At 34.9% G+C, this 24853-nt stretch carries 19 protein-coding genes; 14 read left to right on the top strand and 5 right to left on the bottom strand.

Annotation, left to right across the window (positions count from 1 at the left end; translation table 11 throughout):
- Positions 1-71: 71 nt before the first annotated feature.
- Entirely contained in the window at positions 72-1805 is a 1734-nt protein-coding gene (locus H600_RS0111305; protein WP_026728887.1) for a glycoside hydrolase family 43 protein, read from the bottom strand.
- A 522-nt stretch (positions 1806-2327) separates the two neighbouring features.
- Positions 2328-3362: a glycoside hydrolase family 43 protein gene (locus H600_RS0111300; protein ID WP_026728886.1), complete on the bottom strand. Its 1035-nt coding sequence runs from the start codon at positions 3360-3362 to the stop codon at positions 2328-2330.
- Between the two features lie 944 nt (positions 3363-4306).
- Between H600_RS0111300 and H600_RS0111295 the strand changes: the two genes are divergently transcribed.
- From H600_RS0111295 to H600_RS0111275, 5 genes are all read left to right on the top strand, one after another.
- Positions 4307-6736, top strand: coding sequence for a beta-galactosidase (locus H600_RS0111295; RefSeq protein ID WP_026728885.1), 2430 nt, complete (start codon positions 4307-4309; stop codon positions 6734-6736).
- A 36-nt stretch (positions 6737-6772) separates the two neighbouring features.
- Complete coding sequence (locus tag H600_RS0111290) at positions 6773-9676, top strand: exo-beta-1,4-galactosidase (protein ID WP_035108582.1); 2904 nt, start codon at positions 6773-6775, stop codon at positions 9674-9676.
- A 196-nt stretch (positions 9677-9872) separates the two neighbouring features.
- Positions 9873-11438, top strand: coding sequence for a rhamnogalacturonidase (locus H600_RS0111285; protein ID WP_051234407.1), 1566 nt, complete (start codon positions 9873-9875; stop codon positions 11436-11438).
- 39 nt (positions 11439-11477) lie between these two features.
- The gene (locus H600_RS0111280; RefSeq protein ID WP_035108581.1) at positions 11478-12560 is read left to right on the top strand and encodes a PKD domain-containing protein; all 1083 of its coding nucleotides are present in this window, start codon (positions 11478-11480) and stop codon (positions 12558-12560) included.
- Between the two features lie 398 nt (positions 12561-12958).
- Positions 12959-13759 (top strand): polysaccharide lyase, encoded by an 801-nt coding sequence (locus H600_RS0111275; protein WP_026728881.1) that lies wholly within the window; start codon positions 12959-12961, stop codon positions 13757-13759.
- A 294-nt stretch (positions 13760-14053) separates the two neighbouring features.
- Here the strand turns inward: H600_RS0111275 and H600_RS0111270 are convergent, their stop codons facing one another.
- From H600_RS0111270 to H600_RS0111260, 3 genes are all read right to left on the bottom strand, one after another.
- Positions 14054-15241: an MFS transporter gene (locus H600_RS0111270; protein WP_026728880.1), complete on the bottom strand. Its 1188-nt coding sequence runs from the start codon at positions 15239-15241 to the stop codon at positions 14054-14056.
- Between the two features lie 57 nt (positions 15242-15298).
- Positions 15299-15976 carry a 3-keto-disaccharide hydrolase gene (locus H600_RS0111265; RefSeq protein ID WP_026728879.1) on the bottom strand — a complete coding sequence of 226 codons (678 nt, stop codon included), beginning with the start codon at positions 15974-15976 and terminating at the stop codon, positions 15299-15301.
- A 158-nt stretch (positions 15977-16134) separates the two neighbouring features.
- Positions 16135-16380, bottom strand: a complete 246-nt coding sequence (locus tag H600_RS0111260) for a hypothetical protein (protein WP_026728878.1) — start codon at positions 16378-16380, stop codon at positions 16135-16137.
- 633 nt (positions 16381-17013) lie between these two features.
- Between H600_RS0111260 and H600_RS0111255 the strand changes: the two genes are divergently transcribed.
- The 9 genes from H600_RS0111255 (at position 17014) to H600_RS0111215 (ending at position 24845) form a co-directional block, all read left to right on the top strand.
- Complete coding sequence (locus tag H600_RS0111255) at positions 17014-17829, top strand: alpha/beta fold hydrolase (RefSeq protein WP_026728877.1); 816 nt, start codon at positions 17014-17016, stop codon at positions 17827-17829.
- Positions 17830-17883: 54 nt separating this feature from the next.
- The gene (locus H600_RS0111250; protein ID WP_026728876.1) at positions 17884-18201 is read left to right on the top strand and encodes a hypothetical protein; all 318 of its coding nucleotides are present in this window, start codon (positions 17884-17886) and stop codon (positions 18199-18201) included.
- 102 nt (positions 18202-18303) lie between these two features.
- Positions 18304-18936 (top strand): hydrolase, encoded by a 633-nt coding sequence (locus H600_RS0111245; protein WP_051234406.1) that lies wholly within the window; start codon positions 18304-18306, stop codon positions 18934-18936.
- 112 nt (positions 18937-19048) lie between these two features.
- Complete coding sequence (locus H600_RS0111240; protein WP_245176554.1) at positions 19049-20362, top strand: alginate export family protein; 1314 nt, start codon at positions 19049-19051, stop codon at positions 20360-20362.
- A 66-nt stretch (positions 20363-20428) separates the two neighbouring features.
- A complete protein-coding gene (locus tag H600_RS0111235) occupies positions 20429-21163 on the top strand; it encodes a M17 family peptidase N-terminal domain-containing protein (RefSeq protein ID WP_026728873.1) in 735 nt (244 codons plus the stop codon).
- Between the two features lie 7 nt (positions 21164-21170).
- Entirely contained in the window at positions 21171-23057 is a 1887-nt protein-coding gene (locus tag H600_RS0111230; protein WP_026728872.1) for an amidohydrolase, read from the top strand.
- A 12-nt stretch (positions 23058-23069) separates the two neighbouring features.
- Positions 23070-23504, top strand: a complete 435-nt coding sequence (locus H600_RS0111225; RefSeq protein WP_026728871.1) for a DoxX family protein — start codon at positions 23070-23072, stop codon at positions 23502-23504.
- Positions 23505-23698: 194 nt separating this feature from the next.
- Positions 23699-24172: a Dps family protein gene (locus H600_RS0111220; RefSeq protein WP_026728870.1), complete on the top strand. Its 474-nt coding sequence runs from the start codon at positions 23699-23701 to the stop codon at positions 24170-24172.
- Positions 24173-24176: 4 nt separating this feature from the next.
- Positions 24177-24845, top strand: coding sequence for a YoaK family protein (locus H600_RS0111215; RefSeq protein ID WP_026728869.1), 669 nt, complete (start codon positions 24177-24179; stop codon positions 24843-24845).
- Positions 24846-24853: the final 8 nt, after the last annotated feature.

The following is a 24853-nucleotide window of genomic DNA, read 5'->3' as shown; positions in this document are numbered from 1 at the left end:
GCCAAAAATTATTTTTGAATTGTTTAAATGTTGAATTAAAAAATTCAATCCTTATGTAAAGACGTTTCTTTTTATTCTGCGTAAGCGTCATTTGCACTCGTAGCGTACAGACCTACTAATGCTCCTGTAAAACCTCCAGCCACATTTGTTGAAAGAATATCGCCAGAAACACTTCCGCCTAAATTTTCAAAATCAACATCATTTAAAGCATAGCTAAATTGATAGCTGTCTCCTGTTGCTTTTACCTGAAGACGAATGTCTTTTTTGATTTCAATTTTAGTACTTGCAACAATTTTTGATTGCCCTTTATCGGTTCTTTGCAATACAACATAGGTATCTTTTCCTTTTTTGGTAATACCAAACACGTAGTTAAAACGCTCGCTCTGAAGGCAAACAATTCCAGCCAAATCCTTTTCAGATACAGGTTTATAATCTAATGTCGATGTGAAAGAAAAATTATTGTGCTGCTGTCTATAAAAAAGTGTTGACGTTGGTTTGACTTCTTTTATATTTACGGCAAAAGGCTTGATCTCTAGTCCTTTTTTGGTTACTGAAATAAAATTTTCTCGAGGCCCTCTAAGCCCGATCCATCTGTAATCTAGTTTTTCAGATGTGAAGTTTTCTGTAAACGTAAAATTTCCATTAGGAAAAAATCCATCTTTTCCAGTTTTGTTTTCATTAACACCATTAGGCATTTTCATTTTTGGTTTGAGAGGAACTAATCCGTTTTCAAAAATTGGAAAAACTCCTGACCAATCTACAGGCAACATAAAAGTTTCGCGTCCCGTATTCACTTTATTTTTATCATTAGGACGAATACCAAGAAACACACCATAATATTTATTATCAGGGCCTAATACTAAATCAGCGTGTCCCGCCCAGTCCACTTTTTCAGGTCTATCTTGTGGAAAATATCTTTGCGTCAAAATCGGGTTGTTTGATGCTGGTTTGAAAGGCCCTTTTGGACTGTCACTAATAAAAACAACTTCACTATGATTATCTCCAGTTCCGCCTTCGGCACACATTAAATAATAACGACCGTCTTTTTTATATAAATGTGGTGCTTCAATCCATATTGGTTTTTTAGAAAGATCTACACCGCCATCAACTATAATTTTATCTGATCCCGAAATTACTTTGTCATTTACAAGATCATATTCCCAAACTTTAATTACACGATGACCTTCATACAGTGCCTTTCCTTTGTCTGGAGCATCATTGTGTACGATATAACCTTTTCCGTCATCATCAAAGAAAATGCATGGGTCAATTCCATCAAAACCTAATTTCATAGGACTTCCCCAACCTTTCATTGGATCTTTTGTTTTTACTATAATATTACCCATTCCTCCCGTAAAAGCAGTTACAATCATATAAAAAGTATCATTATGAGGATTATAAGTTATACCTGGTGCGTACACTCCTTGGCTAATTCCAGTATCGTGAGGATTAAATTCTGAAACCTTATTTAAAACGCCTCCTAAATCTGTCCAATTCACTAAATCTTTAGAATGAAAAATTGGCACTCCTGGGAACATGGCAAAAGAAGAGCAAACCATATAATAGTCCTCTCCTTTTCTGGTGATAGCAGGATCCGGATAACATCCTTGTAAAATTGGAGTATAAAATTCGTCTGGTTTTAAAGGATTATTTTTATAAATATCATCATTGCCTGTATAAACAACATTAGAAAAAATAGGCATTTTGCCAACTTGCGCTTTTACAAGAGAATCTTTAATTTTTATTTCACTAAAAGAAAAAAGAAATAATAAAGATAATAGCAGAAATATTTTTTGGTGTTTCATTTTAATTTGTTCTTGTATTTTAACATCTCTTTGAAATGTGTGGTTATAAAATAATTGAATCTAGATAATTAATAAGTGTATTTATTACAAATATAAAAAAATATCCCAAAGAACAACCGGTTGCTTAATAATATTTTTACAAAAAATCAAAAATATGTAAAGTAAAAAACAGTATAAGTAATAAAATTGATAAAATATTTGTTTTTTATCAACTTTAATTGATCTGAATTTTAGGAAAATTGAAATTCTATTAATTATTTTTAAAAAATAGAGCAAAAAAATGAATGAGTTTTTTTATACCTTTTCTAAATTAAGAAAGAAAAGTTTTATCAAAAAAATCACATTCAATATTATAATTCCCTTTTCATGAAATTACAATCACGATCGGCCTCAATAAATAACGTTCAAAGACTATCAGATAACTAAGTTTATTCCACTTAATTACTTTACTATTAAGTTGTATTTTTAAAACCTTAGGCAGTATAATTTGACTATACTGTATAAGGCTCTGACAAGCAACATCTACTCCGTTGATCTTCTTAAACCATATGGGTCTATGGTAAGGATTTTTCCGTCATTTGTATAATCGATTTTAGTTACTTTAATACTTCGCAAATGCGTCACACCTTTTGACAAACTCGAATCATGATAAAACAGATACCATTCGTCATTTACTTTACAAATCGAATGATGTGATGTCCATCCAATCACCGGATTAAGAATACGGCCTTGATAGGTAAAGGGCCCATAAGGATTGTCGCCTATTGCATAACAGATATAATGTGTATCTCCAGTCGAATATGAAAAATAATATTGACCATTATATTTATGAATCCAAGAAGCTTCAAAGAAACGTCGTTCATTATCCTCAGCTTTCAGCGGTTCCCCATTCTCATCGAGAATTTTAATTTCCCTTGGTATTTCTGCAAATTCTAGCATATCATCTGACAGCATTGCCACGATGGGTCCTAAAGCAGGCTCAGTATCAGATGGTTCTTGGTTATTGATATCATATTTATTATTTCTATATTTTTGAAGTTGTCCACCCCAGATACCTCCAAAATAAATATAATGCCTATCGTCATCATCCTCAAAAACAGCGGGGTCAATACTGTAACTACCCCTTATCGCCTCTTTTTGAGGTTCAAAAGGCCCTGCAGGCGAATTACTCACTGCAACACCAATTTGAAAAATTCCATCTACACGCTTTGCTGGGAAATACAAATAATACTTACCATTTTTGTATGCTGCATCTGGAGCCCACATTTGTTTTTCAGCCCATGCTACGTCATCAATATGTAGCGCAACACCATGATCTACTGCTTCTGACTCTATAGAATCCATCGAAAACACATGATAATCTTTCATACCAAAATGATCACCATTATCATTAAAGGGAATCCCGGCTTCGATATCATGGGAAGGATAAATATATATTTTATTTTCAAACACATGTGCCGAGGGATCAGCTGTGTATATATGCAATACTAGAGGTTTAGAAATTGCGGATTTATTAATTTCTTCGAAATTTATTTTATCAATATTATCTTCAGGCATACCAAGTTTGTTATTTGATTTATAATTCATTCTTTCTTTTCAGTGGCAACAAACGGTATAACAAAACCCTATACTAAATCTAAGAGTTAGTAGGCTTTGCTTTTAAACTTAATTTAAACAATCTAAAGAGACCGTCAAACTATTAGAAAATAATGGAATATAAACAACAAACACAACCGGTTGTTCAAAGATATAAAAAAAATAATAAATAGATGTTGATCTTACGAAATTAAAATTTAAAAAAAATCAGCAGATTCATTCGAAAACTAAACTAGAAGATGCTCTTTAAAAGATCTAAACCCTTTTCAATCAAATAATTTTCATAATTTTGTTTCAACCACCGGATTAATGTGTTCTTAAAAAGATGTTATTACTGTTAATCAAAGTTCTGCTTTCATTAAAAAGAATGAATAAAGTTTGTTTGTTTTTTACTGCTATGTTGTGTTAATGTTTGTACCTCAATTGTACCTTTAGGTCCGCAATACAAATAAAGGTTGCGAATTTCTGCATCGGAAAATAGCAGGACAAAATAAGACAAAACAAAAACAAATAAACGAGTTAAAGTATTAATAAACAGTATTTTAACTCGTTTTTTATTTTCCTTTTCTTTTAGATGCTTGTTGTTATGATTAAACTTGTAGCTCGTTTGTATCTTGAAAAATGTAAATTACAGTTCTATGCAATTTTATATTATATAAATAGTTGTCCAATGACATTTATTATCTTCAAACATTTGTAACTCTACATTTAAAGTGGTTATCCGAATGATGTACCGTCCCACTAATTAACTTCTTTTATTTCTTTTACATCAAAATTTATAGTTCTTATTGAGGTATAGAATATAAACAACACGGAATCAGGATAGAGCATGATGGTTTTTTACAATACGAACTATACATTTGATTTACTACTAGACTAGCTATCATCGTTCAATAACTATATTAATGAAAAAACATTTAAGTATTGTAATAGTAATTTTATTTTCCTCTATAACAACCGCTCAAAAAGTATACGAGTTAGATACAAACGTTCCTGATATTGAAATACATCAAAAATTGAAACTTGGAGGAACCAATTCCAAGGGAGAAAAAATAAGAGTGAACAATTACTATATGTCAGTAGGGAATAAACCTGTGATTCCGATTGTGGGAGAATTTCACTTTTCAAGATATCCAAAAAAATATTGGGATGAAAGCATTCGTAAAATCAAAGCTGGAGGAATCAACGTAATAGCAACATATGTTTTCTGGAATGTTCATGAAGAAAAAGAAAATATATTTGATTGGAAGGATGACAAAGATTTACGTTATTTCCTTCAACTGTGCAAAAAAAATAATATTGAAGTGATAGTAAGGATAGGACCTTTCTGCCATGGCGAAATACGCAACGGAGGTCTTCCTGACTGGCTTATGGGCAGAGCATTAAACATTCGTTCTAATGATCCTCTTTATTTAAAATATGTTGAAAGGCTATACAATGAAATTGGAAAACAACTCAAAGGTTTTTATTACAAAGATGATGGGCCAATTATTGGGGTACAAATTGAAAACGAATACCAGCATTCCGCAGCTCCTTGGGGACTTACATATCCAGGACAGCCTCTTGAAATGACGGCTTCAGAAAGAGATATGAGTGTAACTCAGGAAGGAGTTGGAATTTCCGATGCTGTCAACCCATTTTTAAAACAGGGAAATGATCATATGAAAATATTGAAATCGTTGTCACAGTCTGCAGGAATCGATGTTCCAATTTACACCGCGACAGGCTGGGGAAATGCCGCAATTATTCCTGATGAAAGTATTCCGGTAACTGCTGCTTATGCTTATCCATTCTGGACACCTAAAAGAGACTACTCACCCTTTTTTCTGTATAAAGATATGCATCGTTTTCCAGACTATGGCCCAGTACGATATACCCCAACTGATTATCCAGCATTTTCAGCTGAATTGGGCTCGGGAATTATGAGCGTCTATACACGCCGTCCTATAGCAGTGCATAAAAGTTTTGATGCATTGATTAACCGCTGTCTTGGAAGTGGAGCGAACGGGATTGGTTATTATATGTATCATGGAGGATCAACCCCAAAAGGGAAATCTTCCTATATGAGCGATGAAGCCTACGGTCTTCCTAAAATATCGTATGATTTTCAGGCACCTATTGGTGAATATGGACAGGTAAGGGAAGGCTTTCAACGATTAAAACTATTACATTTTTTTGTACAAGATTATGGGCATTTACTTGCACCAATGACTACAGTTTTGCCTCAGGATGCCTCTTCCCTTACTCCTCAAAATATAACTTCTTTAAGATATGCAGTAAGAAAAAAAGGCAATTCGGGCTTTGTCTTTCTAAACAATTTTCAAGATGATACTACCATGGTGGAGCAGAAAAACATACGCTTGAAAATAAAAACCGTGCAAACTAATATTATAATTCCTGAAAAAGGTTCGTTTAATCTTGAAAGCAATGAAAACGTTATTTTTCCGTACAACCTTGACCTTAATGGTTTTCAGCTTAATTATGCCACTGCTCAACTTTTAGCAAAGGACGAAGAGCAATCAGTACCTTATTATATTTTCTTTACCCCAGCGGGTATAAAAAGTGAATTTTCATTTCCGTCCAATATTACTATAAATAACCTTCAAGGCACGTCTATCAATAAAAATTCGCAGAGAACTCTGGTTTCTTGTAATGAAGCTATAAATGAATTCAAGCTAACAGCTTCAGGAAAAATGATTCGTATACTTGTCATTAGTAAAGAATTAGCCTTAAAAATGTACAAAATTTCAATTAACGGAAAAAAACATTTCATTTTTTCCGATGCACTGGTATTAGAAAATGGTGAAAGCACTCAATTACTTCAGGATGGAAGTTCTGACTTTACCATTAAAATCTATCCTAAAACATCAATAGTTCCAAAAAACACTTTTGGGAACTTAACGAAGCTGGACAATCAAAGAGTTTTTTCCTCTTATAAAGTTTCACTCCCTCAAGTAATAATGAATGTTAACAGCAAAAAGATTAGTGAAAGAAAATGGAGTTTAAACCTTCCTTCGGAGCTTCCAAAACATGTTAACGATGCTTATCTAACGGTAAACTACACTGGAGATACGGCAATGGGATTTATTGATGGCGAGCTGGTTACTGATGAATTTTACAAGGGAATTCCATGGCAGATTGGATTACGCAAATTTCTTACTGGCCAACCTCAAGAAATGGTACTTTATTTCCGTCCAATGCAAAAAAATGCATCCTATCTTATAGACCTACAGCCTTATCCAGAAAGCATTCCCGATTTTGGAAACAATAAAGAATTTCTGAATGTGAACAATTTTACCATAAACGTTCAATACACCACAAACATTACTTTCTAAACTGTGCCAATATTATTTATTGCAATATAACTTGAGATGAATTTACAAAATCACATAAAAAGAATAGGATACTTCTTTATTTTTATAATAGGCTCGCTTAATGCACAAGAGATTTCTTTACATGGAAATTGGTCATTCAAGATTGACCCTGAAGACAAAGGAGTAGCTGAGGAATGGTATAAAAAGGAAATCAAAGAGGATAAAATCAAATTGCCTGGCTCCATGGCGGAAAATGGCAAAGGCGATGAAATAAGTCTGACCACAAAGTGGACAGGAACCATTTATGACAGTTCGTATTATCATTTTTCTCGATTGGCACCTTATCGCAAACCGGGAAATATAAAAATCCCTTTTTGGCTTAGTCCTGTTAAATATTATGCTGGAGCTGCTTGGTATCAAAGAAAAATAGTAATTCCGAAAGAGTGGACTAAAAAACAAATCGAATTATATCTCGAACGTCCTCATATTCAATCAGAGGTTTGGATTGACAACATACCTTTGGGCAAAGGCAATTCACTAGTTGCACCTCATCGATATAATCTTCCATCTAAAATTACTGCAGGCGAGCATTTTTTGACTATAAAAATAGACAACAGGATCAAGAACATGAATGTCGGCCCAGATTCGCATAGTGTAAGCGATCATACACAAGGCAATTGGAATGGTATAGTTGGGAAAATAACACTTACAGCAAAACCTTTGCTTCAACTTGCCGATGTCCAGGTTTATCCAGATGTAGAAAATCGAAAAGCGCGTGTAGTAATAAGCATCATCAATACCAATAAAAAGCTAAAAAAAGGCACACTGGTTTTAAGCGCCGCAAGTTATAACTCTGAGACCAAACATGTCATTCCAGCAATAACTCTTGATTTTAAGGCTTTCGCCGATACTACAACGGTGATTGAAATACCATTTGAAATGGGAGACAAAATGCAGTTATGGGATGAATTTAACCCGGCATTGTACCAACTTCAAATTGCACTCAAAAGTGGTGAAAAGTTAGATGAAAATAAAGTCACTTTTGGAATGCGAACTGTCAAAACAAAAGGACGTTTTATTACAATTAATGGCAATAATATACATTTAAGAGGTGATTTGAATAACTGTGAATTTCCACTTACTGGCTACCCTCCTATGGATGTTGAAGGCTGGAAAAAGATTTATTCCACTGCTAAGCAACATGGGATCAACCATTTCAGGTTTCATTCTTGGTGTCCACCAGAGGCCGCCTTTGTCGCTGCTGACGAAATGGGATTCTATCTCCAACCCGAAGGCCCTACATGGCCGAATCATGGCACAACATTAGGTGATGGCAAGTTTATCGATCAGTACCTTTACGATGAAACGGCTCTAATTATAAAAAATTATGGCAATCATCCCTCTTTTTGTCTTTTTGCCTCTAGCAATGAACCTGCTGGAAAAAATCAGGCCGCGTTTCTTGAAAAATTTAATGTTTATTGGAAAAATAAAGATAATCGCCATATTTATACCGGTGCTTCTGTAGCAATGAGCTGGCCTTTATATCCTGAAAGCGATTATATGATCAAATCAGGACCACGAAGCCTAAATTGGAACAACATTCAGCCGGAGACGATGACCGACTATCACGAAAAAATCGAATCATTTAGTATCCCATATATTACGCATGAGATGGGCCAATGGTGTGTTTTTCCCGATTTTAAAGAAATAACGCAATACAAAGGCGTTATGCGTGCTAAAAATTTCGAACTTTTTCAAGCCGACTTAAAAACGCATGGAATGCTTGATCAGGCAGAAGATTTTCTAAAAGCATCAGGCAAACTTCAAGCACTTTGCTACAAACAAGAAATCGAAAAATCATTGCGCACTGCCAACAGTGCAGGATTTCAGCTTTTAGGTCTACAGGATTTTCCGGGTCAAGGGAGCGCGATTATAGGAGTTTTAAATGCACTCTGGCAGGAAAAAGGTTATATTACGCCGAATGAATGGCGTCGATTTTGCAACCAAACTGTTATATTAAGCCGTATTCCAAAGTTTACTTATATGGAAAGTGAAATTTTCAAAGCAAATATAGAGGTATACCATTTTGGAGCAAAAACAATTGAAAATGCCAAATTAAATTGGACAATAAAAGATTCCAGCGGAAAAATGATAGGCAATGGTTTGCTAAATAAAACATTATTGCCTAAGGGAACCGTTACATCTATAGGTGAAATTGCATTTCCACTAAACAGCATTACTACCGCAACAAAACTAAAACTCGAAGTAAGTCTTGAACAAAGTGAAATAATTAACGATTGGGATTTTTGGGTTTATCCTCAAAAAAATCCTAAAATAGACAACAACATTTACTTTACAGATAACTTGGATGAAAAAGCCGAGAAAATCTTGCAAAAAGGTGGTACTGTATTTTTGAACGCCGCAGGAAAAGTAGTTAAAGGAAAAGAAGTCGTTCAATATTTTACGCCTGTGTTTTGGAATACTTCTTGGTTTAAAATGAAGCCTCCACACACATTAGGCATTTTGGTAGATACTACCAGTAAAGCTTTTAATGATTTCCCAACTTCATTCCATAGTGATATGCAATGGTGGGAAATAGTCAATAAAGCCCAAGTAATGCATCTCGAAGATTTCCCTGCTGGATTCAAACCACTAGTTCAGCCTATTGATACATGGTTTATGAATAGAAAATTGGCACTTATAATGGAAGCAAAAGCAGGAAAAGGAAAAATCATAGTCTGCAGTGCCGATTTATTCAGTGATCCAAATAATAGAATAGCAGCAAAACAGCTACTTTACAGTTTGACGCGTTATATGACATCAACCTCTTTTAATCCGAAGGAAAATGTTGATATTTCGGCACTAAAAGCTTTATTTACAACACCTTCTAAAGAAACGTGGGACAGTTTTACCAAAAGCACGCCAGACGAGCTTAAACCTTCTCAGATATTAAAACAATAATATCTAATACGTTTCTTTCTAAATTAAATGCTAATTTTTGCATTGGATTTAATGTAGCAGCGCAACGAGCAAAAAAACTATAGAGAAATTTTGAATGTTTTGAAAATGAATTTCTTTGAAGCAGGATTGTACAGGATATTTATTTCTGAATAAACTTTTAGATTACAAACAATTATATATTATTTGTTTCAGTCATATGAAAATTCTATCCGAAATTATCGCGTCTTTTTTCTCAAAATTCACTGTTAGCGTGTATCTGTTTATTATTACACTTAACAGTATTTGGGCATCACCTGAAACAAGCTTCAACGTCAAAGCCTACGGTGCCAAAGGAGACGGCAGTACACTTGACACTAATGCCATCAACAATACTATAAAGGCGGCATCACAAGCGGGCGGAGGAACGGTATACTTTCCTGCGGGTACTTATCTTAGTTATTCTATCCGACTAGAAAGTCATATTGCAATTTATCTCGATCAAGGAGCAACAATTATGGGCGCAACTCCTTCTGGAGAGATCGGTTATGATGCTCCAGAACCCGCCTTAAATGATAAGTTCCAAGATTTTGGACATAGTCATTGGCATAATAGTTTGATATGGGGTGAAAATCTTGAAGACATTTCTATTCTTGGACCGGGAATAATTCATGGCAAAGGATTATCGCGCGGAGGCCCATACAAAGCACCAATTGGAAATAAGGCAATTGCTCTAAAACTTTGTCGAAACGTAATTTTGAAAGATTTTACCATATTATACGGAGGTCATTTCGGTATACTTGCAACCGGTGTTGACAATTTAACCATTGATAATCTAAAAATTGACACAAACAGAGATGGAATAGATATTGACTGTTGCAAAAATGTTCGGATATCCAATTGCAGTGTTAATTCTCCATGGGATGATGGAATTTGCCTTAAGAGTTCCTTTGCCTTGGGATATGTACGTCCAACCGAAAATGTAACTATAACAAATTGCAGTGTAAGCGGTTTTGACCGTGGTACCTTTTACAATGGTACGTATTTACGTAATGAAGCACATTTGGTGCCGGATAAAGAAGGCCCTACTGGACGAATCAAATTTGGAACCGAATCAAATGGCGGTTTTAAAAACATTACGATCAGCAACTGTGTGTTTGAATACTGTCGCGGACTCGCACTTGAAACTGTTGATGGCGGACTTTTGGAAGATGTAAACATTACCAACATAACAATGCGCGATGTCATAAACTCCCCTATTTTCCTTCGTCTTGGTTCCCGCATGAGAGCACCCGACGGCACTCCAGTAGGCGCATTGCGTCGTGTAAATATCAGCAATATAAATGTATACAATGCCGATTCTCGTTTTGCTACTCTTATTAGTGGGGTTCCAAATCATCCTATAGAAGACATTCGGCTCAGTAATATAAGTATTTGGTATCGTGCGCTCGATTCTTTAGAAACCAACATTCAGCAAGAAGTTCCCGAATTTGAAAAAGCATATCCTGAACCGCAAAAATTTGGAATTTTACCGGTTTATGGATTTTTTATTCGGCATGCTAAAAACATTGAACTCCACAATGTAAATCTGTATTTATTAAGCGAAGAAAAGCGTCCTGCAATAATGCTGACCGATATACAAAACATGAAAATGCGTAATCTCAACCTACCCGAAAATCAAAAATCTGGAAAGCTTATATTAAAAGATGTTAACGAACTCTCTATTAAAGACAGCAAGCCATTTAAGGATTTAGAAATACAAAAAATGACGACGAAAACATATTAGAATCAGAATTTCAATTGACAATAATCTAAGCTAATCATCATGTTATATAAAACTAAATTCATCCTAATATTAAGTGCTTTGATATTTTTAAGTTCGAAGGCATTTTCACAAGAAGACAGAGGCTATAAAATATATCAGTTTCCAGCCAATATGATTCCGAGAATTGATGGCAATACAGATGACTGGGATACATTTCCAACAGAATATATTGTAGGCACTGACCAATTGTGGGACGACTCAAAGCATTATCCAAAAACAGATCCCAAAAATTTAGATGTAAAAGTGAAAGTAGCTTGGGTAAAAGGCCTGAACCGACTGTACTTTTTATACGAGGCTTATGATGATTATTGGGATTTTTCGTTGCCAGGGCTTCATAATGACATTTTTGAAATAATAGTAGATGGCGACCTCTCCGGAGGACCGTTAACGGATCAATTGCATCCAAACCAAGACCTTTCGTGGCAGCAACGCTATTTTGATTTTCACGGAGTTCATGCACAAAATTATCACATTTTTACGCCAGCGGTCGGGAAAGATTGGGCGCTTGCGTGGGGCAGTCAACCATGGATAAAAAAAATGCCTTACTCAAATATAGCCTATTCATACAACTTTAAGCCTGGTCAGCCTGGAAAACTAATTGCAGAATTCTGGATTACCTTATTTGATTATGCAGGAAACGAAGGCCCTGAAAGAGCAGTCGAATCCAACTTGTATGACAATAAAAAAATTGGACTTACATGGGCTGTAATCGATTATGATGATGTAAATGACGAAACAAAAAAAGGTTTTTGGAACTTATCTAAAAACCACAAAATGTATGGCAACTCAAGCCTTGGAACTATTTTTACATTACAGCCACTGGAGAAAAAACACCAAAAATCATTTGATGCAAAATGGTCCTTCAAAATAACAAACATGAACAAGCGACAGGTATCATTTATAGATGAAAGTACAGGCAAGATAACCAAATGGCATTGGGATTTTGGTGATGGCACCAGTTCAAATGAACAAAACCCTGTTCATGAATATAAAAATGCAGGAAAATATATTGTGATACTTGACATCGAAGGACCTGACGGAAAAGCTCGTATGTCCAATGTTTGGGACGTTGCAGTTTATTGAATACCTAACAATTTGTAGCGATCAAAAAAGGAGTAAGTATTTAAAAATACATACTCCTTTTTTTGCCCCTTCTTCATTCTTTAAATAGAAATTTTCGTGATCTAAATCAATAAATAAAAATATTAAATTCTGACTATCAACATTTTATATCACTTTCATTACTATTAAGATTAATTTATTGTCTTTTCTGATCTAGAAAAAATCCACAAAATAGTGCTCCGGATTTTTGTGTACGTAAAAACGGACTTTATTACTCCTCTTGCAAATTATTATTAATCAATTTTACATTATCATTTTGTTGATCTTTAATTTATAAAACACTCTATTTCAGCAAAATGATACAATTACTATCTATTATTTACTAACCATTAATTATTACTAACCTTAAAATTTTAAAAATGAAAAAAATTCTAAAATTAACAAGTTTATTATTTATTACAGTATTGGTGTTTAATTCCTGTGAAAAGGAACAAGACACAAATGCAGTTCAAGCGACTAACGAAGACATGTCTGAAATCGTTAATAATGATGTTGCTGCTAAAGATGTATCAGCAAAAGCCGCTGCAGAAAGCGTTGCTGCATTAGCCGGTAGTGCTGGAGCCAGAACAATTACATTACAGACAAACACTCTTTCATGCCCTGGCGGGTTATGCACGTCATACGGCGTTTGGTCAACAGGTGTGTATACTGTTTGGTTTACAATGAAATTTAATTCTGGGTTTTATTGGAGCCGAGGCGGTAAATGTGGTTATGGTATTTTAATTGGTGATCAAAATACCGGTGGTGATCCAGGATGGGATGGCAATGGCGGAAGTGCCAGATTTATGTGGTATTGCCCGAATGGATCAAATACTGCAAAAGGAAGCGGTGCTTATCTTCAGCCCTATGTATATTACAAAGACCAGCCTGGACAGTATGGAAATGATTTTGGAAAAAAGTATTACATTCAAGAAGGCGTAACATACAACTGCCAAATATCGGTTAAGCTAAATACAGGATCAAATACAGATGGATACGTAAAATATTATGTAAATGGTACAGAAATATTGAATCAGAAAATTCGTTGGGTGACAAATGATTCTAAACGAAATGTAAATGCAGTTAGTCTTCATACTTTCCGTGGTGGTAGCCAAGAATATTGGAAAGCGCCAGTAACAAGTTCTATCTATTATCCAAGTGCTTCTTGGGATGCGTTATAACAATAAGCATAAAAAAAATGCCCTAAATAAATAACAAAAAACTCCGATGACGTCTATTAAATAAACATCATCGGAGCTTTTTATATTTCTGTTTTTTTTTGTTTTCTCTTAAATAACAAATACGGCTCTTTTTCAGAATACCGCATTTATCAAACTAATCCAAAATTAAAAAAACTATAAACTTCCTTTTAAAAAATTCAGGAACAGTATAGGATCTTTCAAATTGCATCGATTTAAACAAGAAAGCCTGCAAAATAAATTTACAGGCTCTTCAAAATAATCTTGTTTCTATTTTTAAGTGAAATTTTCGCGCTTTCTTTTAACAATCCTGCCCCAGTAAATTAGATATATAATTCCCAAAAGGATAACCAAAATATCAAATTTCATAATCTGAGGAATACGCATGATTTGATCATTATAATAACTTCCTCCCAAAAGTGCACCGCTTCCTATTCCAAGTTCCATCGAAATATACATAGTAGCAACTGCTTTTCCTCTATGTTCGGGACTACTTAAATCAATTGTCCAGGCACTAATTGCAGGCGATAAAATTCCTGTACCAATTCCGTAAATTCCTGCTCCTACTAATAACATCTGAATATTTCTGCCTTCACTTATAACAAAGAGTGCCAATACCACGATAAATAAACCTGCTAAAATAACTTTTGGACGTCCATACCGATCTGAAACTTTTCCGGCTACAAATCGTACCATGACAGACGTAACCGTAAAAGCAGTAAAAAAAAGTCCTTTATTCTGCGCACCCAAGTGACTGCTCCAATCTGGAATCAAAGTAAGTATAAGTCCAAAGGCGGTATACGAAAAGAAAGTTACAACTCCAGCTGGCAATGCATTAACATCAATAATATCTTTTCGACTAAGAATGAACATTGACTTGTGCAGTTTTTCTTTCTCTGCCAATGTTTCCTTCATATTCATTACAATAATAATCGATAAAAACGCAAGCAGGGACGAACAGTAGAACATGAAATTTATTCCAAATGCATTTGTGATCAAGCTACCAACTGCGGGGCCAAGTGCGCCGCCAATACTAAAACACAAACCATGCATTCCTAACGCTTCTCCCCATCTTTTCTGCGGAATAATATCCGCAACATAAGCTGAAGTCGCTGTAGGTTTGAACCCTGTTGAAAAACCATGAACTAATCGCAATAAAAGAAATCCCGATACGCAACTTAACACTGGATAAAGAAAACCGCATATTACACAAACAGATGAACCAATTGCCATAACCGGAACGCGACCCCATTTGTCTGTTAATTTGCCACTGAAAGGGCGTGATATTCCCGCCGTTAAAGTGAATAGTGAAATTATTAAGCCTTTATATTCAGACCCTCCCATACTGCTCAAATAATTTGGAAGTTCAGGAATCATCATGTTAAAACTAGATGAAAACAACAATGAACTCAAACATAATAAGATAAACTGAACAGTATAAATTGACTTTTCCTTAGGAGGCATTATATGGCTTTTTAATATTTTGCAAAGATAAATCTTTATTAAATACTAAAACGACGCTTACTCTTTAATCATGATATTACGATACCAAACATTATCTCCGTGATCCTGCAATGCAATTTTTCCTCTTTTGAATGTTCCAAAATCTGGCCATCCAACAAATTTGCTTCCGTCGATCAATTTTTTAAAATTATCATCCCAAAGCACTGTTTCTACAACGACAACGCCATTTAGAATCAAAGTCAGTTTTCCATTTTTACTGATTACTTCGGCTGTATTCCATTCGCCAACAGGTTTTACGGGTTCAGACTTGCTTTGAATCAAATCATACAAATCGCCCGCGCGATGTTTTGTGATTTTACCGTCTGGATGACCGTCGTTGTCCAAAACTTGCATTTCTAAACCAGTACTGTATGTATTTTGATATTTTGACGGATTTTCGTTCACATAAAATATAATGCCACTATTGGATTTGGGAGCCACTTTCCAATCTAATTTTAAATGAAAATTCCCAAATTCAGAATTGGTTACTAAATCCCCTCCCTCTCCATTCTTTGCTGTCTCAGGATCAAAATGCAACACGCCATCTTCTACTTTCCATCCAGCTCCAGCTGATTTTTTACCATAAGAATGCCAACCTTTTGTGGTTTTTCCATCAAAAAGAGGTTTGAAAGCTTTTTGCGCATGTAGGATTGGCGCACATGACAAGAACAATGCGATAATTATAACTTTTTTCATACTCTTAATTTTATTTAAAATAAACCGCAAAGCAAATCATTTTGCTTATTAGGAAACAGCAATCTACAAAAAAAGATTGTCATCAGATTACGTTTGCTCTGATGAATATAATAAGAAAAGTTTCCGTTTGAGGATGGTGATTATAAAAGTAATTTTAATCAATAAACACTAACTGTATTATTAAGTTCCTTTTGATTTATAAATACGTTGATAAAATTTAAAACCTCATCAGCATTATTTGGTGAAGTTTCGAACGTATTGATATGGAATTCATCATCATAATCATTGATATGAATTATTTCAGTGTAGCCATTTGAAATTAAACTGCCTTTTAATCTAATCACATTTAGCTGCTGATGACCGTTCAGTTCTTTTCTTATCTGAAGTTTAATTGCTTTTCCCATTTCAAATATGATTAAATTAATTCATGATAACTTGAAGTTAAAATTATTAAAATATTGTATTTAAAAGCAAACTTTAACACATTGACAAATAATTACTTATCAACAAATAGTTTACAACTAACACTTCGTGTTCAAAATTAAAAAAACTGAAAAATTCGAGAATAACTTCTCTAAATTTATGTAGAAAAAACAAAAACTGTCCCTTTTCTTACGATAATATAAAAAACTACTCGGCTAAACTTTACCTTCAGAATTGTCAAAAATTCTATATAAAACAAATTCGATTCATAAATTAACGATATATCGTAAATAAATAAGACCCCTAAAAACGTCAAAAGTCCTATTGATAAAGACTTTATACATTCAGGCACATTAATTGGCTACTCTTTGGCATTCAAATGTTAATTTAAAAACTGCTGATAATCAAAATTGTTTTTTTCATGTACTAAGAAAAATTTAGGCTGGATTTTTACTTCTTAACCTAGGTTAATCGATGCAGATTTCTCACTGTAATAAATTTGCAATACAAACTCAACAATATTGATAATTCAGTATCAAAAATGTTAAAAAACAAGAAGTAATTATCACATAAAATCAGAATAGCAAAATATATTAATCTTAAAATCAAAAATCATGAGCACATTTACAGTAAAAGACGGAACACAAATTTATTACAAAGATTGGGGAACGGGTCAGCCAATTGTTTTTCATCATGGATGGCCATTATCAAGCGATGATTGGGATGCACAAATGATGTTTTTTCTTCAAAAAGGTTACAGAGTTATTGCACATGACCGTCGTGGACACGGTAGATCGAGCCAAAGCTCTGAAGGAAACAACATGGAAACTTACGCAGCTGATATTGCACAATTGGTTGAAGCTTTAGATTTAAAAGATGCAATACACGTTGGGCACTCAACCGGAGGCGGAGAAGTAATTCGTTATGCTGCAAAATACGCAAAAGGACGTATTTCAAAAGCAGTTATCATAAGTGCTGTACCGCCAATTATGGTGCAAAGCGAATCAAATCCCGAAGGTGTGCCTTTGTCTGTTTTTGACGAAATCAGAAAAGGAACAGCTTTTACTAGATCACAATATTTTTATGATTTCCCAATTCCATTTTATGGATGGAACCGCGAAGGCCAAACCGTTCAAGAAGGAATTAAGCAAAACTGGTGGCGTCAAGGAATGATGGGCTCTGTTTTGTCACACTATGAAGGAATCAAAGCTTTTTCTGAAACAGATTTCACAGAAGATCTTAAAAGTTTGGACATTCCGGTTCTTGTATTACACGGAGAAGATGACCAAATAGTTCCGTTTCATCAAGCGCCAAAATCAGCAAAATTGCTGAAAAACGGAAAATTAATTTCATATCCAGGATTCTCACATGGAATGCCGACTATAAATGCAGAAACAATCAACAACGATATTTTAGCTTTTATAAAATAATTCAATCAAAACTGCCTGCAGAAGGTTTTACAGGCAGTTTAATTCTATCAAATTATGAGTTTTTTCCAACAACCCTCTTTCGATACAGTTACTGAAGCACTACAATGGCTGAATACTCAAGGTTTTACAGAAAACTTTAATCTTGATTCTAATTGTATTCGTTACAATAACAATAGACAAAGCATGTCGCCAGAGGAATTTAAAATTGAATATTTTTTCCGTTTTGAAGGCGACACTAATCCTGGAGATGAAGATATAGTGTACGGCATTATATCTGAAATCTACAATTTGAAAGGTGTTCTAACAAGTGCCTTCGGAATTTATGCCGATACCGTTTCTGCAGAAATGATTAGAAAACTTTCCACGCACTAGTAATTAAAACCGTCTTTTAAAAAGACCAATTATTCTTTAATAACCAATTAAAAGTTTCGCATTCCATTGGCTTAACTAATTATAAATCTTAAAATAAATAATATGAAACCATCAGTAAACTTATTAACACCAGAAAATCACGCATTAGTATTAATCGATTTTGAAGGCCAAATGGCATTTGCAACAAGCAATATTCCTGTTCATGAATTACGTACAAATGTGGCAATTGTTGCCGGTGCGTCAAAAATTTTCAATGTAGCTACAGTTGTAACTACAGTTGCCGAAGAAAGCTTTTCAGGTCCAGTTTTTCCTGAAGTCGAAGAATTTTATCCAATTGCTACTTCTGGATACATTGACAGAACTACAATGAATACTTGGGAAGACGAAAACGCTTATAAGGCTATTGTAGCAAAAAATAAAAAGAAATTAGTTCTTGCTGGCTTATGGACAAGTGTTTGTATTGTTGGTCCCGTTTTATCTGCAATCGAAGAAGGTTACGAAGTATATATAATTACAGATGCTTGCGGTGATGTAAGCAGCGAGGCTCACGAACGCGCTGTACAGAGAATGATACAAGCAGGCGCAATTCCAGTAACTGCAATTCAGTATTTATTAGAACTTCAAAGAGATTGGGCACGTGAAGAAACTTACGGTCCGGTAACTACTTTAATGAAAAAATATGGAGGTTCATACGGTATTGGTATTCACTATGCGCATAATATGTTGAAACACTAATCTGACAACTCTTTTTTTAAATCCTTTACCCTTCATTATGTTGGAATCATCAAAATCCATATCGAAATACGCCAAGTTACTTTTACTTTTTCTCTTTATTGGAAACATAGCATTGGCACAAAATTTTAAGCTTTTGCGTTATGATGAAAATTATGAATTCTTAAAAGACTCAAACAGGAATTTTTATGAACGATTAAAATTTATTCCGTTAAGTCCTGAAAAAGATTTTTATATGTCTCTTGGAGGCGAAGCTCGATATGAATATGTTGATTTCAACAATGAAGACTGGGGAAGATTTAATATTGGACACAACAATTTCTTGCTGCAACGCTATGATCTTCATGCTGATATTCATTTAGGAAAAAAAATTAGAATATTCGCCCAATTACGAAGCGCCTTGGAAGACGGACGTGTAAACGGAGCGCGAGGCATAGACGAAGATCAGCTGAATGTTCAAAATTTGTTTTTAGATGTAAATGTCTGGCAACAAAAAGACAAGAAAATAACAGTTCGCGCTGGCAGACAAGAATTGGATTATGGTTCAGGACGATTGATTTCTGTTCGAGAAGGCCCAAATGCAAGATTGTATTTTACTGGAGGAAAATTAATGTATACATCGTCAAGATTAGCTATTGATGCATTTGCTGTCATGGCTGACACAGTACACATAGGCGTTTTTGATAATAAAATGTCAAAACAGCTAAATCTTTGGGGGGCATATTCTAAAATATTTTTCCCAAAAGCAGGAAATCTCGATGTTTATTACCTCGGATTCAGAAGAGATGCTTCTATTTTTGAAGAGGGAATTGCCCCAGAAAGACGCCATACTATCGGTACAAGACTTTCGAAATATGGTGGCGGTTTTATTTATAATCTAGAAGCTGCGTATCAATTTGGAACTTTTGGATCAGGAAATATCAATGCATGGACTGGATCTATTGATGTTGGTTATTTGTTTGAAAACGTAAAATTTAAGCCAACGATAAATCTCCGAAATGATTATATATCAGGAGATAAAAATCAAGGCAATGGAAATCTTCAAACGTTTAATCCGCTATATCCTAAAGGAGGCTATTTTGGTTTTAGTCCGCAGGTTGGACCTGTAAACCTTATCGATATTCATCCTTATGCTACTCTGGATTTATTGCCAGAACTTAAGATGCAGGTCGATGTGGTTTTAAACTGGCGATTTTCAACACAAGACGGGGTTTACAGACCTAGTGGTATTTTGAATCTTCGTGGAAGTGATTCTGACGAAAAATACATCGGCACTGCATATTTGGCCAACTTTACATATAGCATAAATAAATATATTTCAGTTGTGAGCGGTATTCAATATTTTAAAACAGGAGCTTTTATTGATGACATGATTCCAAATTCTAAAGACGGTGTTTTCTTTAACGCCCGACTCGGATTCAAATTTTAGCAAAATTAATTTAAGCGCATTGAAAAATTTCTCACGAATACACAAACGTTAACCAAAAAATTACCAATGAAAACAAACCCAACAAAATATAGTCTTAGATATTCATATCTAATGCTTCTTATTATAACACTTGCAGGCGCACTTAGTAACAACGCATTTGCGCAAACAGCTTCTATAGGTTCTACAGTTACTTGGGGAAGAGTAGACGGAATAGCAGTGAACGGATTGGTTCAAGGACCATCTGCCGCAGAAGCCGACTTACAAGTTGCCTGCGTTTTTGAATATACAGAAGGTGATATTTTCAACCCTCCTGCCCTGCCGGCAAACCTAAACGGAATGGTACATTTAGATGATGCATTAAAAGGCATTATTACAGAATTACGCAAAAGCGGCAAATTTACCGGACATTCGCTTGAAACTTTATTGATTACTCCACCAAAAGGAACTTTGGCATCAAAGCAATTATTGTTGATTGGATTAGGAGATCGAAATAAATTCAATGCCGATATAATGATTAGTGTTGGAAGCACTGCCATGCGTGAAGCTTTACGCTTAGGCGTTTCCAATTTTTCTTTTGCGAGTGACGTCAAGGATGCAGGAATTGATTCGCCAACAGCACTAGTTGCTAAAAATGTGGTTTTAGGTTCATTTGAAGCTTATAGAACTCAAGCTTTTTTGAAAGAAAAACAACTAGCAGCATACAAACCTCTTTCCAAAATCATTTTGCTTGCTGGACCAGCTTACTATGCTGTGGCTGGAGAAGGTATCAAAGATGCTATCACAAAACTTAACTCTAAATAATTGAATTATGAAAGCAGATCTAATTTTATTCAACGGAAAAATTCATAGTTTCAATACCGAAACACCTAATGTAACGGCGGTAGCAATCAAAGATGGAAAATTTATTGCCGTTGGAAACGATAGCGATATCATGACTTTTGCTTCTGAAGAAACCAAAATAATCGACCTTCAAAACAAAAGAGTCGTTCCCGGAATCAACGATTCACACATTCACCTTATTCGTGGTGGATTGAATTATAATTTAGAATTGCGCTGGGATGGCGTTCCTTCTTTGGCAGATGCGCTTCGGATGCTGAAAGAACAAGTAGATCGTACACCAAATCCGCAATGGGTTCGTGTTGTTGGTGGCTGGTCTGAATTTCAGTTTGCTGAACGCAGAATGCCTACTTTAGAAGAAATCAATGCAATTGCGCCAGATACTCCGGTTTTTATTCTGCATTTGTACGACAGAGCGATTATGAACAGAGCAGCATTAAGAGCCGTTGGTTATACTAAAGATACGCCTGCTCCACCGGGGGGACATATTGAACGCGATTCTAACGGAGAACCAACCGGGCTTATTATTGCCACACCAAATGCGATGATTTTGTATTCGACTTTGGCAAAAGGTCCAACGCTTTCTTATGAACATCAAATCAATTCGACGCGTCATTTTATGAAAGAATTAAACCGTTTCGGAATTACAAGTGTTATTGATGCCGGCGGCGGATTTCAGAATTTTCCAGATGATTATAAAGTTGTTAATGAATTGAATGAAAAGAAACAATTAACAGTAAGAATTGCATATAATCTTTTTACTCAAAAACCAAAGCACGAGTTTGAAGATTTCTCTGATTGGATTGATTCAGTAAAATTGTATCAAGGAAATGATATGTATCGTCATAATGGTGCTGGTGAAATGCTTGTTTTTTCTGCTGCCGATTTTGAAGATTTCCTTCAGCCAAGACCTGATCTTCCTGAAAACATGGAAGCTGAACTGGAAAAAGTCGTTCGTTTATTAGTAGAAAACCGTTGGCCTTTCAGACTTCATGCAACTTACAACGAAAGCATTACTAGATTTTTGAATGTATTTGAAAAAATAAATCAAGATGTTCCTTTCAACGGACTACCGTGGATTTTTGATCATGCTGAAACTATTGACGAAAGAAACATCGAACGCGTAAGAGCTTTAGGTGGCGGAATTGCCATTCAAAGCAGAATGGCATATCAAGGCGAATATTTTACTGATCGTTATGGAGCAAAAGCGGCCGAAAATACACCACCAATCAAAAAAATGCTAGAAATGGAAGTCCCTGTAGGCGCAGGTTCAGATGCGACGCGTGTGAGCAGTTACAATCCGTGGGTTTCTATGTATTGGATGACAGTTGGAAAAACGGTTGGAGGCTTGCAATTGTACACAGAAACAAGATTGAACAGACAAACAGCTTTAGAATTATACACTAGAGGAAGTGCTTGGTTTTCGCAAGAACAAACTAAAAAAGGAGACATTAAAGTTGGAATGTTTGCTGATTTAGTGGTTTTAGATCGGGATTATTTTACGATTGCAGACGAAGACATTAAAAAAATTGAAGCCGATTTAACCATTGTCGACGGAAAAATTGTGTATGCAAATGGCGATTTTTCATCATTCTCCCCACCTCATATTCCGATTTTGCCAGATTGGTCGCCAACGAATATTTATAACGGATATCCAGTAAGAAGCAGTTTGCAAAGTGCGATTGAAAAAAATGCAAAAGCAGATGCAAAACCAAAACTGACTTCACAAATTCACAGCTGTACTGGAAGTTGCGATGTTCACGCACATAATCATAATGTCGCCAGAATGAGCAATGTTCCCGTAAACAATTATAATGCGTTCTGGGGAGCTTTAGGATGTTCTTGTTTTGCCTTTTAAATAGTAAAAAAAATGATTGAAATTATAAAACAAATCCTTTATTCCGATTTAGGAAATTCATTCAATAATGGAGCTCTTTTAATATTTAGAGTTTTACTTGCAGTTGAACTATTTAGAGTACACGGAATGAAAAAATTCAGAGTTGAAAATGGACAAAAAGAACACGTTCCAAATCCGTTGCATTTACCAGAAAAACTAAACGGATTGGTGGCAACATTTTCAGATACTATAATTCCGTTTTTCATCATTTTAGGACTCGGAACACGTCTTGCTGTTTTGCCAACAATTGGTGTAACTGCAATTGGTTACTTTGTCGTTCACAAGAATGATTCCCTCGAAGTTCGCGACGTTCCTTATATGTACACTTTATCTTTATTATTGCTTCTGGCGCTTGGAGCAGGAACTTATTCACTTGATTATTACTTATTAACACTCACAAAAAACTAAATTTAAACACATAAAAACATATCTTATTGGAAAGCATAAAAAGGCGTTTCACTTACTTTAATGTATCCCTAGACTTCGGGACTATGTGTGAAAAACCAGTTTCTTTCATTATTCTTTTTCAAGGTCAAAGAAAAATCTATGTTTCTGTGTGTTTAATTTTCTAAACATAGTATTCATTAAAAACCCAATTTAAAATGAAATCAAACATTGGAATCAAACAAGAAAATATCTCAAAAGTTGTAGATGTACTAACCAAAATTCTTGCAGACGAATTTGTACTTTATACCAAAACAAAAAGAGCGCACTGGAATGTTGAAGGTCCGGATTTCTACAACAAACATATTTTTTTCGAACAACAATATGATGCAATCGACGAAATCGTAGATACAGTTGCCGAAAGAATCAGATCTCTAGGTCATTATACACCTGCAACACTAAAAGACTTTTTAGCATTGACGCATCTTACAGAAGAACTACAGGAAAAAAATGACAGCATTGGTTTTATCAAAGAATTGCTTTTGGATCACGAAAGCATCATTATTTATCTTAGAGAAAACATTAATTTTATTGCTAATGATTTACAAGATGCCGGAACAAGCGATTTTATTACAGGTCTTGTAGAAAATCATGAAAAAATGGCTTGGATGCTTCGTGCTCACTTGAACTAATATTATGGAAATACAACAAAACAACATTTGGTACGTAACCCTGCTTTTAACCATAATAGCAGGGTATTGCGATACCGTAACATTTGTCGCCGCCGATTCGATATTCTCAGCTCACGTAACGGGCAACTTCATTGTATTTGCTTATCAAATCATCAAAGGTTCAGACATTCATGCGTGGATAAAACTGTTAACCTTCCCCATTTTTATAATTGCGGTAATTACCGGAGGGCGAATTGCATTAAAAGCAACAAATCGTTATACCATTTTATTTTGGGAAGGAATAATATTGGTTTTAAGCGGTATTGCTTCATTCGTTTTTGCCTATTTACAAAATACCGCAGAATGGACAATATACACGATAGCCATGACAACAGTATTTGCAATGGGGCTCCAAAATGCTTTTGGAAAATTATATGCTAAAGAAACGCACGGACCAACAACAATGATGACAGGAAACGTAACACAAGCTTCTCTGGATCTAGGAAACATACTAAAAAATGGACTTAAAGACACCGATGTTGTATCAAGTTTTAAAAAACAATTAGTTACGATAATCGGATTTCTTATAGGATGCTTTTTAGGTGCAATAGCGGGAAAGTTTTTCGGATTAGAAACTCTTATTCTGCCAGGCTTGGCCATGATAATTTGTTATTTATACCACCGAAAAAGCTAGATAACACT

The organism is Flavobacterium denitrificans DSM 15936 (assembly GCF_000425445.1).
Taxonomy (GTDB): Bacteria; Bacteroidota; Bacteroidia; order Flavobacteriales; family Flavobacteriaceae; genus Flavobacterium; species Flavobacterium denitrificans.
The sequence above is the reverse complement of the archived record's forward strand: the minus strand, read 5'-3'. Positions and strand labels throughout refer to the sequence as shown.

What these genes read in the sequence shown, in the direction of transcription:
- H600_RS0111295 (WP_026728885.1), top strand. Translation starts at nt 4,307, where the DNA reads ATGAAAAAACATTTAAGTATTGTAATAGTAATTTTATTTTCCTCTATA.
- H600_RS0111255 (WP_026728877.1), top strand. Translation starts at nt 17,014, where the DNA reads ATGAGCACATTTACAGTAAAAGACGGAACACAAATTTATTACAAAGAT.
- H600_RS0111305 (WP_026728887.1), bottom strand. Translation starts at nt 1,805, where the DNA reads ATGAAACACCAAAAAATATTTCTGCTATTATCTTTATTATTTCTTTTT.
- H600_RS0111230 (WP_026728872.1), top strand. Translation starts at nt 21,171, where the DNA reads ATGAAAGCAGATCTAATTTTATTCAACGGAAAAATTCATAGTTTCAAT.
- H600_RS0111275 (WP_026728881.1), top strand. Translation starts at nt 12,959, where the DNA reads ATGAAAAAAATTCTAAAATTAACAAGTTTATTATTTATTACAGTATTG.
- H600_RS0111220 (WP_026728870.1), top strand. Translation starts at nt 23,699, where the DNA reads ATGAAATCAAACATTGGAATCAAACAAGAAAATATCTCAAAAGTTGTA.
- H600_RS0111265 (WP_026728879.1), bottom strand. Translation starts at nt 15,976, where the DNA reads ATGAAAAAAGTTATAATTATCGCATTGTTCTTGTCATGTGCGCCAATC.
- H600_RS0111225 (WP_026728871.1), top strand. Translation starts at nt 23,070, where the DNA reads ATGATTGAAATTATAAAACAAATCCTTTATTCCGATTTAGGAAATTCA.
- H600_RS0111260 (WP_026728878.1), bottom strand. Translation starts at nt 16,380, where the DNA reads ATGGGAAAAGCAATTAAACTTCAGATAAGAAAAGAACTGAACGGTCAT.
- H600_RS0111245 (WP_051234406.1), top strand. Translation starts at nt 18,304, where the DNA reads ATGAAACCATCAGTAAACTTATTAACACCAGAAAATCACGCATTAGTA.
- H600_RS0111280 (WP_035108581.1), top strand. Translation starts at nt 11,478, where the DNA reads ATGTTATATAAAACTAAATTCATCCTAATATTAAGTGCTTTGATATTT.
- H600_RS0111235 (WP_026728873.1), top strand. Translation starts at nt 20,429, where the DNA reads ATGAAAACAAACCCAACAAAATATAGTCTTAGATATTCATATCTAATG.
- H600_RS0111290 (WP_035108582.1), top strand. Translation starts at nt 6,773, where the DNA reads ATGAATTTACAAAATCACATAAAAAGAATAGGATACTTCTTTATTTTT.
- H600_RS0111270 (WP_026728880.1), bottom strand. Translation starts at nt 15,241, where the DNA reads ATGCCTCCTAAGGAAAAGTCAATTTATACTGTTCAGTTTATCTTATTA.
- H600_RS0111300 (WP_026728886.1), bottom strand. Translation starts at nt 3,362, where the DNA reads ATGCCTGAAGATAATATTGATAAAATAAATTTCGAAGAAATTAATAAA.
- H600_RS0111250 (WP_026728876.1), top strand. Translation starts at nt 17,884, where the DNA reads ATGAGTTTTTTCCAACAACCCTCTTTCGATACAGTTACTGAAGCACTA.
- H600_RS0111285 (WP_051234407.1), top strand. Translation starts at nt 9,873, where the DNA reads ATGAAAATTCTATCCGAAATTATCGCGTCTTTTTTCTCAAAATTCACT.
- H600_RS0111215 (WP_026728869.1), top strand. Translation starts at nt 24,177, where the DNA reads ATGGAAATACAACAAAACAACATTTGGTACGTAACCCTGCTTTTAACC.